Raw genomic sequence first — 14,507 nt, forward strand, 5'->3', positions numbered from 1 at the left:
GGAAGGAGGAAACCCGATATGTTGACATTAAAACGCAAAACGAGGGGAGAAGCGATCTTCGACGCGGCGAACGTGATCGTCATGACGCTGATCTGCTTCGTCACGATCTATCCGATCTGGTACGTGCTGGTCAACGCGTTCAACGACGGTTCGGACGCGATGAGCGGAGGCATCTACTGGTGGCCGCGGATGTTCAGCCTCGAAAACTTCGGCGCGGTGTTCCGAAGCGAAGGCATCATGATCGCGATGGGCATCACCGTCGCGAAAACGCTGATCGGTACCGTCGCCCACGTCTTTTTCACCGCGATGGTTGCTTACGCGTTCTCCCGTCGGGGGTTGATCGGAGGCAAATTCTATATTCTGCTGGGAACGGTTACGTTGTTCTTCGGCGGCGGGTTGATTCCGACTTATCTGTTGATCCGGGATCTGCATCTGCTCGATAATTTCTTGGTCTACATCATCCCGGTGCTGTTCAGCTTCTTCGACCTCATCATCTTCATGACGTTCTTCCGGGAGATTCCCGAAGGACTGGAAGAAGCGGCCCGCATCGACGGAGCCAACGACTGGTCGATCTTCTTAAGAGTCGTGCTGCCGGTCTCGATGCCGGTACTCGCGACGATCGCGCTGTTCCACGGCGTCTACCAATGGAACGATTACTTTACGGGCATGATCTACATCAACAATACGGATTTGCAGCCGATCCAGACTTATCTGTACCGGGTCGTGGCCGAATCCAGCTCCAACCAGATGATGGCGGCGGTGCCGGGCGGAGTGGCGCGTTCGGTCACTTCGCAATCGATCAAGCTCGCGACGATGGTCGTGACGACCGCGCCGATCGTGTTCGTCTATCCGTTCCTGCAAAAGTATTTCGTCAAAGGCATGATGATCGGCTCGATCAAAGGTTAAGCTGTTTTCCTTCTTCGATTCACAGACTTTTACCGGTTTCACGCTTCATGTTCACATACAGCAGCAGGGGTTCGGCGCATCTTAACACATAATAGAAAAGGGGTAAATCCATGGGCAAAAAAGGCAAAAGAATCTCGCTTCTTCTGGCATCGATGCTGATGATCTTCAGCACGGCCTGCTCGTCGGGCGGCGATTCCAAATCGGCGGCGAACGGCACGGATTCCAAAAAAGAAGCGGAACAGGCGGCAGCCGTCGATCCGAGCAAACCGGGTTGGCAAAACGACACCTCGCCGATCACCTTCGATTGGTACATCAACTTCGCATGGTACACGGGTACGGATTGGGGCAAAGACCTGACCAGCCAATACGTCACCAAAAAGACCGGCGTCAATCTGAACTTCGTGGTTCCGGCCGGCAACGAAGCGGAAAAAATGAACACGATGATCGCTTCCGGCAAACTGCCGGACTTCGTGACCATCGCTTGGAGCGACGACGCGGTCAAGAAAATGATCGAAGGCAAGCTGGTACTGCCGCTGAACGAACTGGCGGAGAAATACGATCCGTACTTCATCTCGAACGTGGCCGATCCGGCCAAACTGTCTTGGTACACGCAGGAAGACGGCAACGTGTACGGCTACCCGAACGCTTCGTCTTCGCCGGCCGATTTCGAGAAGTACGGCGACAATTACATCTCCAACCAGACCTTCGTCGTCCGCAAAGACATGTACGAAGCGATCGGCAGCCCGGATATGCGCACGCCGGAAGGATTCTTGGCCGCGCTCAAAGCCGCCAAAGAAAAGTTCCCGGAAGTGAACGGCCAGCCGCTGATTCCGATCGGACTGCACGAATTCACGGATAACGGCAACTACTCGCTGGAAGGGTATTTGCAGAACTTCCTCGCGATCCCGCAGGAAAAAGACGGCAAGCTGTACGACCGTCAGACCGATCCGGAATACATCAAATGGCTGAAAGTGTTCCGTCAAGCCAACCAAGACGGACTGCTCGCCAAAGACGTCTTCATCGACAAACGCGCGCAAATGGAAGAGAAGATCGCGCAAGGCCGTTACTTCGCCATGATGTATCAACGCAGCGACTTCAGCAACCCGCAGAACGTGCTGTTCTCGAAAGACCCGAATTCCGTCTACATCGCGGTCGACGGCCCGTCCAACGCGGCTATGGATCAAGCGACGTTGTCCGGTCCGGTCATCTCCGGTTGGACGCTGACGCTCATCTCCAAAGACGTCAAAGACAAAGCCCGCGCGATCAGCTTCTTGGAATACCTGACCAGCGAAGAAGGACAACGCGACCTGTACATGGGCGAAGAAGGCGTCACGTACGACATGCAAGGCGACAAACCCGTATTCAAACCGGAAGTTCTGGAGCTGCTGAACAAAGACCGTGCGGCTTTCGATACGAAATACGGCGCTTCGCATAAATACTGGATGATGATGGACACGAACGTCACCGACCAATGGGCGCCGGAAGCGGTCGCTCCGTTCAAACAAATGGCCGATTGGACGCGCGGCAAGACGGTCAGCGCTTCCCAATTCGACCAGATCAATCCTACGGGCAACTCGAAGGAAGGCATTGCCAATACGAAGCTCGGCCAACTGTGGGGCAAGACGCTGCCCAAGCTGCTGATGGCGCCTTCCGACGCCGAATTCGATCAGCTGTGGAGCGATTATCAAGCCAAACGCGAATCGACCGGACTGGCCGAAGTTCAAGCTTACCAACAGACGGAATACGAGAAGAATCTGCAAAAGCTCGGCATCAAATAAGCCTTCTGTTCCGATAAGCGGCGCGTTCCGAATCCGGCATCATTCAAAGTAGTCCGAACGACCTCGTTCTCCGCTTACCGGTGGATTCCGAGGTCGTTTTTGGGCTATGATAGGAGAGCTCGCCATAATGGAAACGGATACAATGGAGGCCGGCAAGACCATGAGACAAAGATGGCAAGACGCGGCTGACGCGATCCGCCGCCGGATGCATAAGCTTTCGCTGCAAAGCCGTTTGGTGGTCGCTTACGCGCTGCTGATCCTGATTCCCAGCACGCTGCTGTCCGCTTATTTGTATACGGACATCCGCAGCAGTTATATCGAAGACGCCCGCGTCAAAAGCAATTATTTGATGCAGAGCGAGAAGCAGGTCATCGTGAACCAGATCGAAACGATGGAACGCGCCGCGCAGCTTCCGCTCTCGGATCAGAACGTGCGCCGTTATCTGACCGAAGAAAGCGATCCGTCCACCGCCGAACTAGTCGACTTCAATAACACGGCTTACGTGAATCTGGCCCGAATCCAGATCAACAATCCGGCGATTCTGCATCTTCGGCTGTATACGGCGAACGAACGGAACTACGAGATCTGGCCGGTCATTTACCGCGAGAGCCGGATCGCGAAGCAGCCGTGGTTTTCTCTGGTCAAAGGATTGGGCGACCGTCAAGCTTGGTATTTTCAACCGTACGAAGCCCGGCAGGACGTCGGCGGAGCCGAAAACGATCCGCCCAAGCTTTCTTTGCTGCGCGAGGTCAATCTGCCGGCGGATACCCATACGGGCACGGTCCAAGTCGATATGCGCCTCGATCAATTTTCGCCCCGAACGTTCGGAGAGCTTCAAGAAGAAGGTTCGCAGATGCTGCTGGTAACCGCCGATAACGTCTACACGCGCCTCGAAGAGGCATCGCTGCCTCCTGATTCTCCGGCAATCGCCTACGCGGTGTCGCGCCTGCGAGGACTGCGCGGCGAGGGCGACACGCATCCGGTCGAAGACGGCTTTTTCCGTTACGAGCAAGGCGGCGAGTCTTACCTGATGATGTATACGCCCGTCGACCGGATGGACGCTTACCTGCTGAACGCGGTATCGCTGGAGAAAGTGTTGAAAGATCTCAACCGTACGCGAAGCATGCTGATCTACGCCAATATCGGTTTTATTTTGGTGCTGGCTCTGCTGACCTATATTCTGAACTCTTTTATCCTCAAAAATCTCAAGCAGCTCGCGGACGCCATGAAGCAAGTGCGCAAAGGCGAACTTCAACCTTCGCTCCGGATCAGCGGCGGCGGGGAGATCGGCGACCTGGCCCGCCATTTCAACAAAATGACGCTGACGATCAACGAACTGATCGCGGAAGCCGTCCGCAAGCAGGCGCTGATGAAAGAGGCGGAACTGCGGACGCTCTATAATCAGATCGATTCGCATTTTCTCTACAATACGCTCGAAAATATCAAGATGCTCGCCGAAATCGAGGATCAACGGCGGATCTCCGACGCGCTGACTTCGCTCGGCGGCATGATGCGCTACAATTTCAAATGGACGGGCGAATACGTCAAACTCAAAGACGAAATCCGCCATATCGAAAATTACATCGAAGTGATGAATATCCGCTTCGATGCGCCGATCGAACTGAGCTGCGATATTCCGAAAGCTTATTTGGAACTGGAGATTCTGAAGATGACGCTCCAGCCGGTCGTGGAGAACTCGGTCAAGCATGCTTGGCAGCATTTCGGCGAACAAGAGCGCAGGCAGTTCCGAATCGAAGTGCGGGAAGCCGAAGAGTCCAAGATCGAGATCCGCATGACCGATAACGGGGCAGGACTCGACGAGCGCCGTTTAGCGGAATTAAATGAAGAAATCCGGAGCGCCGAAGGGAACGGTCCGGGTGCGGCTTACACGGGAGTCAAGCTCGGAGGCATCGGTCTGCGAAACGTTCATCAGCGCATCCGGCTGTTTTACGGCGAAGAATACGGCTTGTCGTTGGAGAGCGGAGAAGGCGCCTACACCAGCGTCGTGCTGACGATTCCGAAAGTGCTGCTTACCGGAGGGGGAGAATAGAAATGAGACGACTGTTGATCGTCGACGACGAGAAAAATATTCGCTACGGCTTGCAGGTCATGATCGCGCGGGAACTGGGAGACGCATGCGAGATTCGGCTTGCGGCCAACGGCAAAGAAGCTCTGGAATCGCATGAGCAGCATCCGGCCGATATCGTCATTACGGATATCCGAATGCCGGTCATGGACGGCATGGAACTGCTGGGCCGATTGCGCAAGCAGCAGCCCGCTTCCGAAGGCCCGGTCGTGCTCGTGCTGAGCGGATACGACGAATTCGAGTACGCCAAGACGGCGATTCGTTATCAGGTCCGGGACTATCTGCTCAAGCCGATTCGTCGCGAAGACTTGTTCGAAGCGTTGGCACGCGCGATGGAAGAACTGGATCGGCGCGATTCCGCGTCGGAACGGATCGACGCCGCTCTGGATTACAAGGAGCGTCTTCGCCTGGCCTATCTGGGCCAACTGCTCGAAACCGAAGAAGAAGGGATCGAAGAGCGTTTGCACGATCTGGGTGCTTCGGAAGCGGGGCTGACTTTTCCTTTCGCGCTGGCAGTCGTCACTTATCGTTACGAGCAGGGCGGCAGCATGAGCCGGGAAGAATTGGAGGCCGTGGTCGAACGTTTGGACGGTTCGCCCAAGTGCGCCTACGAAGCCGCTTTGTGGGACCGCGACGGCCGCCTTGTGCTGATCGACCCGTCGGCCGAACGTTTTGCCCGATTGGCCGAATTGGCGGAGAAACGCGAATTGGGAGGGCTGTTGGTCGGCGTCGGCATCCCGGGCGTCGAACTGCGCCAACTGCCCGGAAGCTACCGCTCCGCCTGCCGGGCGCTGCAATATACCTTTTTGCATCCCGGCGTCCATCTGGTCGAAGCGCGCGCGATCGAAAACGGCCGGTTGATGTTCGCGCCTCCGGAAGAAGAAATCCGGCTGCTCGGCAATCTGCTCGGCACGGACCGCAAAAGGGAAATCAATGAACTGCTGTACCGCATTTTCCGCATCGATCAGATGGCCCGTATCGATATCGCCTATATCGAGCAGACGGCTCGTCTCGTTAACGAGAAGGTGTTGGACGAGATTTTTCGCCGCTACGGCGAAGCTTCGATCGAAGTGCTCAAACTTTACCGCAAGGTCGGCGATTGGAACAACTTCCGCTACTTCCACGATTATTTCCGGAGTCTCGAAAACCTGTTGTCCAGCCTGAACGATTATATCAAGCAGGTCCGGTTGGCCTATTCGGAGAACGACAACGACAATCTGCGGGAAGCGGTCGCGTTTATCGAAGCCAACTATGCCCGCCCGCTGAATATGGCGACGGTCAGCAATCACGTATCGCTCAATTATTCGTATTTCAGCGAAGCGTTCAAAGCGTATACCGGAGAAAGTTTCGTCGTCTATCTCAAAAAGGTACGGATCGAGCGCGCGAAAGCGCTGCTGGCCCGGCGTGACCTCAAAGTCGTCGAAGTCGGCGGAGCGGTAGGATTCGAGAACGCCAAACAGTTCGCGCGCGTATTCAAGGAACTCGAAGGCATATCGCCGAACGAATACCGGAGCAAAGTGCATGCGCAGGAATACTGCTGAAGACGCTGCGCCGCAGTCTCCCGCCGCGCGCAAAAAAGCCCGCGAACCGTCTAGGTTCGCGGGCTTTACTATGTCCGGAGTCGTTGCGGGGCAAACGTCATACGCTGAATTTGCCGATCGCTTCCTGCAGCTCCTGAGCCATGCGGCTGAGCGCTTCCGAAGAATGCGATACTTCCGCCATCGAAGCGCTCTGCTGCTGAGTGGAGGCGGCGACGTTCTGGGTACTGCCCGAAGCCTGAGCGGCGATGTCCGCCATATCTTCGACGCCTTCGACCATTCTCGTCGAGCTGATATTGACCTGCTCCACGATGGCGGCCACGGCCGAAGCTTCGTCGGCAACTCGGCCGATAGAGCCGAGAATGTCTTCGAAAGCCGAACCTGTCAGCGAGACCATCTGGATGCCTTCTTCCACGACGCGGGTACCTTCGTTCATCGAACGGACCGCTCGTTCCGACTCGGCTTGAATCTCGCCGATCAGCGACGTAATGCTGCCCGCCGCGCCTGCCGATTGTTCGGCCAGCTTGCGCACTTCGTCCGCCACGATCGCGAAGCCGCGTCCGTGTTCGCCGGCGCGCGCCGCTTCGATCGCCGCGTTCAGCGCCAGCAGGTTCGTTTGCGAAGCGATCTGCGTAATCAGTCCGACGATCGTGCCGATTTCGCTCGTTTTCCGTCCCAGCGTGTTGACGACTTCCGCGGCGTCTGTGGTCGAAGCCTGAATCAGCTGCATCTGTTCGACCGTCTGACGGACCACGCCGCTGCCTTCCTGCGCTTTGCCGTTGGTGATGCCGGTCAGCTCGGACACGAATTGGATCGACGAAGCCGCTCCTTCCATGCCGCCGGAGATTTCGCGGGCCGAACGGGCAAAGTCCTGAGAACTGTGCACCTGACGTTCCGATCCGTCGGCGATCTCTTGGATGGAAGAGGCGATATGGTCGGAAGTGGCACGGGTCTGTTCGGCGCTGGCAGACAGCTCTTCCGACGTCGCGGCGACCTGTTCGGCATGGAAACCGATCTGTTCGATCAGCCCGCGCAGGTTTTGGCGCATCTCGTTGACGGAAGCGGCCAGACGGCCCAACTCGTCATTCGAAGCGATCGGAACTTCTTCGCCGAGCTCGCCGCCGGCCATTTTTTGCGTAGACGCTACAAGCTGCTTCAGCGGATTATTGATGGAGCGCACGACCCACCAAGTGAGCAGCGTGCCGAGCAGGACGGACAAGACGATAACGATGAGCGTTGTGATCAGGATGCCGTGGTTGGCCGCTTCGATTTCCGAACGATCGATCAGCCCTACGATTTTCCAGCCGGTCAGCTCGTTGGTCGCGTAAACGGCGATTTTTTCGTCGTTTCCGGAAGCGAACTCGATTTCTCCCGAAGTCCGATCTCCCATTTTCACGACATAGGCTTCGGCGTTTTCGGTGCCTGCGGCGATCTCCGGATGAGTCAGATAAGCGTTGTTCGAATCGAGGATCGCGACATAACCGTTTTCCCCGACTTTGATCGCATTGGTCTGATCCGCCAGATGGCTCAGGCTGAGCACGACGCTGACCACGCCGGTTCCGTCTTCGCTGGCTTTGGAAGGCACGACGATCACGTTGCCGTCCTGACCTACGATCGGGCTGTTGACGAGCGTCGTTCCTTTTTGCGCCGCGGCGTCTTTATACCATTGACGTTCGCGCGGATCGAAACCCGCGTCGAACTGCTGCTGGGGCGAGTTGAGCAGTTTGCCGCCCGACGTGGCGAACTGAACGTAAGTGTACTCGGCTTTGACCGCTTTGATAGGATCGAGGATCTGCCGCAGCTGCGGACTCGCATCGCCCTGTACCATGCTTCCTTTCACCGTTCGCGACAGATAATCGAGATCTTCAAAGCTCGTTCGGATCATTTCGGTCAGTTGATCGTTCACGGATTGGACGCTCTGACGCGTATTTTTCATGAACTGTGCCGTGATCTCGGTTTTCGACTTCTGATACGAGATCAGTCCCAACGTCAGGGTCGGAATGAGCAGGATGACCAAAAAAGCGGCAAAAAGCCGGGTGCGTATGCTGAAGGTCCGTTTCGTTTTTTTTCGTTCGATCGATTTGGTTTTCATGGTGCTCCCCCTTGTATGTATCTGTTCGGCCGCTTTTTCGCATATTCGGCGGCAAGCTTTTCTATTGTCGGTGACCGCTTTGCGATTCGTTAGTTTTGTATTCGCTTTCCTAACTGAATTGGTTCTATATACCTAAGGTTTGAATGAATTTTTATCGATTTATACGATGAAGATAGCTCGAATTTTGCATAGAAACGATTCGAATATCCCTATATCAAATTGACACCCGGGAACGATGTGGTATATTGTTCCTTGCTTGCCGGATAGAAAAAACAGAAAAAACCGGCCGGCGGGACGGGAAATCCGTTACGATCAAAGGTTTGGAGTGGGGAGAATGTTGAAAGCAGGAAAACCGATGCTGAAAATCTTGGCAGGAGCCGTCGCCATGCAGATCGGACTATCGGCTTACGGAAGCGCCGCATTCGCGCAGCCGACTTCGGTATCGCCGAACGGCGTTCAAACGCTGTCGCCTCCGGGAGCGATTCAATCGACCGGAACGTGGGATCTGGGTACGCGCGCGGGAGACTACGTGTATGTAGCGGGAATGCGCGGCATCGATCCGGCGACCAACAAGCTGGTGGACGGCGAAGAAGCGCGAATCCGTCAAGCGTTTTTGAATATGCGGACGATCGCGGAATCGGAAGGCGCGAGCCTGCGCGACGCGACGCGGATCGTGGTGTATACGACGGACATGTACCGCTATCGTCCGATCGTGAACAAAATTCAGGAAGAGCTGTGGGGAGCAGGACCGTATCCGCCTCGGACGATCGTCGAAGTGGACCGTCTGAACCAAGACGATATCGTCGAAGTGGAAGGCACGTTCTACGCGCCTCCCGTCAGCGTCGACCGCCCTCGCCAAGAAGCTTCTTCCGAAGTCAACGTGTCGCCGAACGGCGTGAAGACGCTGACTCCGGCAGGCGCGATCCGGCCGACGGGCACATGGAACCTCGCGACTCGCGCGGGAGACAACCTGTACGTGGCGGGCATGCGCGGCATCGATCCGGCGACCGACAAGCTGGTGGACGGCGAAGAAGTGCGAATCCGTCAAGCCTTTGCGAATATGCGGACGATCGCGGAATCGGAAGGCGCGAGCCTGCGCGACGCGACGCGGATCGTGGTGTATACGACGGACATGTACCGCTATCGTCCGATCGTGAACAAAATTCAGGAAGAGCTGTGGGGAGCGGGACCGTATCCGCCGCGGACGATCATCGAAGTGGACCGTCTGAACCAAGACGATATCGTCGAAGTGGAAGGCACGTTCTATGCGCCGCAAAACCCGAAAAGCGCTGCTTCGTCCTCGGACGTCAACGTATCGCCGAACGGCGTGAAGACGCTGACTCCGGCAGGCGCGATCCGGCCGACGGGCACATGGAATCTGGCTACCCGGGCAGGCGAAAATATTTACGTGGCGGGGATGCGCGGCATCGATCCGGCAACCGACAAGCTGGTGGACGGCGAAGAAACGCGAATCCGTCAAGCCTTTGCGAATATGCAGACGATCGCGGAATCGGAAGGCGCGAGCCTGCGCGACGCGACGCGGATCGTGGTGTATACGACGGACATGTACCGCTATCGTCCGATCGTGAACAAAATTCAGGAAGAGCTGTGGGGAGCGGGACCGTATCCGCCGCGGACGATCGTCGAAGTGGACCGTCTGAACCAAGACGATATCGTCGAAGTGGAAGGCACGTTCTATGCGCCTCATAAGACACATACGTACAAGGTGCAATCCCGATAGAACCAAACAAGCCTTTCGGCTGTATATCGAAAAAGAATCGCCGGATTCGGCCGCCCGACGCGCATGCGCGGGCGGTTTTTCGCGTTTCGGGAAGGAAGCGTTCGGAATCGATTGAAGCGGGATTAGGGCGGTTATAAAACGGTATGACGAGAGGGGGATACATCGAAATGAACAGGATTTTCGAGGGAAAAGCCAAAAAGACGCTGATCGCGGCCGCCATAGCCGCGCTGATCGCGCCTCTGGCGGCCGCGCCGGGCGGAAACACGGCTTCGGCCGCCGCGACGACCGTGTACATAAACGGGCGGATCGCTTCCGGAGAAGTCATGGTGCGGAACGGTCTGACTTATCTGACGCTGACCGATCTCAAATCGTTGGGCGGTTATACGTTCCGTTACAACAAGACGTGGAAAACGGTGACGATCACGGGCGGCGGCAGTAACGATCGCATCGTCTTGACGTTGGGCAGCCGGGATGCCCGGCGCAACGGGCAGAACATCACGCTGCAAGCCGCTCCGCTGTCTTACGAGAACAAGACGATGATCCCGGTCCGCGTGGCGGCCGATCTGCTGGATGTCGATCTGAAATGGGACAAGAACGGCAATCGCGTGCTGCTGACCAAAGCGTCGTCTTCGAATTCGGGCAATTCGAGCACGTCGCCTTCGAACCCGTCCAATCCTTCGACGCCTTCCCGCCCTCCGACCTCGCCTTCCGGACCTTCGGGACCGACCGCGCCCAAACCGCCGACGCCGCCGTCGATGTAAACGAACGGGCGACCGCAAGCGCGTAAAGCTCGGGATTCCGGACATAGAAAAAGGCACCCGCGAAGGGTGCCTTTTAACTTTTACGTCCCAGGAGGGATTCGAACCCCCGACCGTGCGCTTAGAAGGCGCATGCTCTATCCAACTGAGCTACTGGGACAAAAAAGTGAAAAACAGAACAGAAAATAATATATCATGCACGAGGCGATTATGCAAGCAAATTCGAGAAAAAGTCTGCTGCGAACATGTGCCGCGGTTTCCTTACCTATATATTGCGCGTTCCATCGAATTCTCCGTTCGGAGTCCGCAAGACGCGGCAATCGCGATTGTGCTATAATTTAGCCTCACGATGATCTTGCGAGCGGAAGGAGGGTTGACTTATCGATTCGACACGAAAATCCGGCAGGGGAGGCGTCGTGTTGCTCCCGCGAACGGTCGACCATTATCAAGAACAGGTCACCCGCATGCTGGAGACCGAACGTTACGGCGAAGCGATGGAGACGTTGGAATTTCTGCTCGGCTGCGAAGGCCAGAACGAACAGCGCCGTCAAGAATGGAGCACGCTGCTCGATTGGCTGCGCGTCGCTTTTCCCGGAGGATCCGAAGATGCTTACGGCAACGAAGCCGTGCTGGCCGGCGAAGAACCGGAAGACCGTTCCGAGACGCTGCGCCGCCGCACGCTCGAGAAGCAGCGCGAGGATTCCGGTTACGAAGCGGAACTGCTGCGCCGCGCGAAGGCGGAGCCGCTGACCGAGAAAGGGCAGATCGCGCTGGAACAGCTCGCTTATCTGGAAGGAAGCGATACGGACGCCGAGCTCGCGAACTGGCTGGAGAACGAGCCGCTGCATCCTCTGCTGCAATTCCGGGTGCTTCAGACGCTGCGCCGGCGAGGGGCGTCGGGAGGCGTTACCCTGCGCCGCGACGGCGCTTTGCTGGAATTGGAGATCGAACGCACGCCGCTGACGCCTCAGGAATTTCCGCCCGCGGTCGACGACGTGCTGGTCCGGGTCGCCGATCAGACGGACAGCGGCGATCCTTCGCTCTTTTATTTCGCCCGGGAACTGTGGATGCAGTTCATGATGGCGTCTTACGGCACGAACGATTATGCCGTGCTGATCCGCGGCGAGGAGAACGAACTCGACGCTTGGGCGGCCGCGCTTCACGCGCAGGCTTCCGAAGCGGTGGAAGGCGGAGGACGGGCCGAAGAGATTCGGGAAGCGTACGGCATCACGGGGGAACTTCGATTCCGCTGCGAGCGCGCGGAAAAAGCGCTCAAGACGTTTTCGCGCGGCGGCATGGCGAGAGGATAACGGGCGAAAGCGCTCCATTTGAGACGGGAAGCGTGCAGACGCTTGAAATCCCGCGGGAATTTGGTTATGATGGTATGGTTGTTGCGAGCGTGAAAGCAGTATGTTAAATTAACTTAATTGATAGCTAATTGTTGGAGGGGAATACTCAATATGACAGCAAGTTGGGAAAAAACCGAGAAAAACCTTGGCGTTCTGGAAGTCGAAGTAGCCGCAGAACGCGTTGAAGCCGCGCTTGATAAAGCATTCCAAAAAGTCGTGAAAAAAGCGAACGTTCCGGGCTTCCGCAAAGGCAAAGTGCCGCGGTCGATCTTCGAAGCGCGTTTCGGCGTGGAAAGCCTGTACAACGACGCCATCGACATCCTGCTGCCGGAAGCTTACAGCGAAGCGGTAGAAGAAGCGGGAATCTTCCCGGTCGATCGTCCTGAAATCGACATCGAACAATTCGGCAAAGGCCAAACGCTGAAATTCAAAGCGAAAGTAATCGTTAAGCCGGAAGTGAAACTGGGCGAATACAAAGGCGTCGAAGTTCCGGTAACGGAAGTCGACGTAAACGACGAAGAAATCGCGGCCGAACTGGAACGTCTCCAGAACCGTCATGCCGAGCTCGTCGTGGTTGACGACGAAGCGGCAGCGAACGGCGACGTCGTATCGATCGACTTCGACGGATACGTAGGCGACGAAGCGTTCGAAGGCGGCAAAGCCGAGAACTATTCGCTCGAACTCGGATCGGGTTCGTTCATCCCGGGCTTCGAAGAGCAGGTCGTAGGCATGTCCACGGGCGATTCCAAAGACGTCAACGTGACGTTCCCGGAAGCGTACCATGCGGCGGAACTGGCCGGCAAAGAAGCCGTGTTCAAAGTGAAACTGCACGAAATCAAACGCAAACAACTTCCTGAGCTGGACGACGAGTTCGCCAAAGACGTTAGCGAATTCGAAACGCTCGACGAATATAAAGAAGACCTCAAAACGCAAATCGCGGATCGCAAAAAACGCGAAAACGACGCTGCGCGCGAAAACGCGGTAGTCGAAGCGGTTGCCGCGGCGGCAGAAGTGGAAATTCCGGAAGCTATGGTGAGCAGCGAAGTCGAGAACATGATGCGCGATTTCGACAACCGTCTGCGTCAACAAGGCATGAACCTGGAAATGTACACGAGCTTCTCCGGTCAAACGGCTGAAGATCTGCGCGAACAAATGAAATCCGATGCCGAGAAGCGCGTACTGAACAACCTCGTTCTCGAAGCGATCGCCAAAGAAGAAGGCATCGCGGCTTCGGAAGAAGACATCGAAAAAGAACTGCAAACGATGGCTGACATGTACAAACGCAGCATCGACGAAATCCGCAGCATCCTCGGCGCTAACGGTTCGCTCGCTAGCCTGAACGACGAGATCGCTCTGCGCAAGACGATCGAATTCCTGCTCGAAAACAGCAAAGAAGTCGCGGCTTCCGCTGAGTAAGCCGAGTACTTGACTTGGATAGGCAAGGCACGTATGATCTTATGCGTGCCTTGCTTTTTGTTTTGTACTTGCCAAAAGCAGGTTTTTTGCTCTCGTTCCGGTTAGGGATGCGATTTCTTGCAGCGAAAAATGACATCGGCATTTGAAAATGGTAAACTAGAAGCGTAGGATAAAAGCACGGCCGAAGAGGTCCACTGCTCCTTCAGACTTTGTTCCAAGAAAGCGAGGTTGATCGCATGAGTTTAGTCCCTACAGTTGTTGAATCTACAAGCCGCGGCGAGCGTTCTTACGATATTTATTCGAGGCTGCTCAAGGACCGGATCATTCTGCTTGGCGATGCGATCGACGATCACGTAGCCAACCTGATTATCGCCCAACTGCTGTTCCTGGCAGCGGAAGATCCCGAGAAAGACATCTACTTGTACATTAACTCCCCCGGTGGTTCTGTAACTGCGGGCATGGGTATATATGATACAATGCAATACATTAAGCCGGATGTATCCACGATCTGCGTCGGGATGGCGGCAAGCATGGGCTCTCTTCTGCTGACGGCGGGCGCGCCGGGCAAGCGTTTCGCGCTGCCGAACAGCGAAGTGATGATTCACCAGCCGCTCGGCGGCGTTAGCGGACAAGCTTCGGATATCTGGATCCACACCGATTGGATCATCAAGACGAAGCAGAAGCTGAACAAGATCTATGTGGATACGACAGGTCAGCCCCTTGAGAAAATCGAGCGGGACACGGACCGCGACTTCTTCATGAGCGCCGAAGAAGCGAAGTCTTACGGACTGATCGACAAAGTTCTTGAGCGACCGATTAATCCTTAATCCTCGAAGGGGTGGT

The 14,507-nt window shown here is 56.2% G+C and carries 10 protein-coding genes and 1 tRNA gene; 9 read left to right on the top strand and 2 right to left on the bottom strand.

Annotation, left to right across the window (positions count from 1 at the left end; translation table 11 throughout):
* The first annotated feature begins 18 nt into the window (after window positions 1-18).
* The 4 genes from CDO73_RS13740 (at window position 19) to CDO73_RS13755 (ending at window position 6,311) form a co-directional block, all read left to right on the top strand.
* A complete protein-coding gene (locus CDO73_RS13740) occupies window positions 19-906 on the top strand; it encodes a carbohydrate ABC transporter permease (protein ID WP_088489082.1) in 888 nt (295 codons plus the stop codon).
* Between the two features lie 110 nt (window positions 907-1,016).
* Complete coding sequence (locus tag CDO73_RS13745; protein ID WP_088489083.1) at window positions 1,017-2,684, top strand: extracellular solute-binding protein; 1,668 nt, start codon at window positions 1,017-1,019, stop codon at window positions 2,682-2,684.
* A gap of 160 nt (window positions 2,685-2,844) precedes the next feature.
* The gene (locus tag CDO73_RS13750; protein WP_088489149.1) at window positions 2,845-4,734 is read left to right on the top strand and encodes a cache domain-containing sensor histidine kinase; all 1,890 of its coding nucleotides are present in this window, start codon (window positions 2,845-2,847) and stop codon (window positions 4,732-4,734) included.
* Window positions 4,735-4,736: 2 nt separating this feature from the next.
* On the top strand, window positions 4,737-6,311 hold the full coding sequence (locus tag CDO73_RS13755) for a response regulator (RefSeq protein ID WP_088489084.1): 1,575 nt from the start codon (window positions 4,737-4,739) through the stop codon (window positions 6,309-6,311).
* Window positions 6,312-6,408: 97 nt separating this feature from the next.
* Here CDO73_RS13755 and CDO73_RS13760 read toward each other — a convergent pair whose 3' ends face one another.
* On the bottom strand, window positions 6,409-8,400 hold the full coding sequence (locus CDO73_RS13760; protein WP_088489085.1) for a methyl-accepting chemotaxis protein: 1,992 nt from the start codon (window positions 8,398-8,400) through the stop codon (window positions 6,409-6,411).
* 334 nt (window positions 8,401-8,734) lie between these two features.
* Here CDO73_RS13760 and CDO73_RS26970 point away from each other — a divergent pair, with 334 nt between their 5' ends.
* Together CDO73_RS26970 and CDO73_RS13775 are read left to right on the top strand one after the other, a co-directional pair.
* On the top strand, window positions 8,735-10,141 hold the full coding sequence (locus tag CDO73_RS26970) for a RidA family protein (protein ID WP_218821626.1): 1,407 nt from the start codon (window positions 8,735-8,737) through the stop codon (window positions 10,139-10,141).
* Between the two features lie 167 nt (window positions 10,142-10,308).
* Window positions 10,309-10,902 (top strand): copper amine oxidase N-terminal domain-containing protein, encoded by a 594-nt coding sequence (locus CDO73_RS13775; protein WP_179218703.1) that lies wholly within the window; start codon window positions 10,309-10,311, stop codon window positions 10,900-10,902.
* Window positions 10,903-10,985: 83 nt separating this feature from the next.
* On the opposite strand, the gene CDO73_RS13780 is transcribed toward CDO73_RS13775, so the two are convergent.
* A tRNA-Arg gene (locus CDO73_RS13780) sits at window positions 10,986-11,059 on the bottom strand.
* A 256-nt stretch (window positions 11,060-11,315) separates the two neighbouring features.
* Here CDO73_RS13780 and CDO73_RS13785 point away from each other — a divergent pair.
* The 3 genes from CDO73_RS13785 to clpP all read left to right on the top strand — a co-directional run bounded on the left by CDO73_RS13785 (window position 11,316) and on the right by clpP (window position 14,491).
* A complete protein-coding gene (locus tag CDO73_RS13785; RefSeq protein ID WP_256972692.1) occupies window positions 11,316-12,209 on the top strand; it encodes a hypothetical protein in 894 nt (297 codons plus the stop codon).
* Between the two features lie 150 nt (window positions 12,210-12,359).
* Window positions 12,360-13,664, top strand: a complete 1,305-nt coding sequence (gene tig / locus CDO73_RS13790; RefSeq protein ID WP_088489087.1) for a trigger factor — start codon at window positions 12,360-12,362, stop codon at window positions 13,662-13,664.
* Window positions 13,665-13,900: 236 nt separating this feature from the next.
* Window positions 13,901-14,491, top strand: a complete 591-nt coding sequence (gene clpP / locus CDO73_RS13795) for an ATP-dependent Clp endopeptidase proteolytic subunit ClpP (RefSeq protein ID WP_088489088.1) — start codon at window positions 13,901-13,903, stop codon at window positions 14,489-14,491.
* Window positions 14,492-14,507 lie beyond the last annotated feature (16 nt).

The sequence above is a fragment of the Saccharibacillus sp. O23 genome (assembly GCF_002205895.1).
Classification (GTDB): domain Bacteria; phylum Bacillota; class Bacilli; order Paenibacillales; family Paenibacillaceae; genus Saccharibacillus.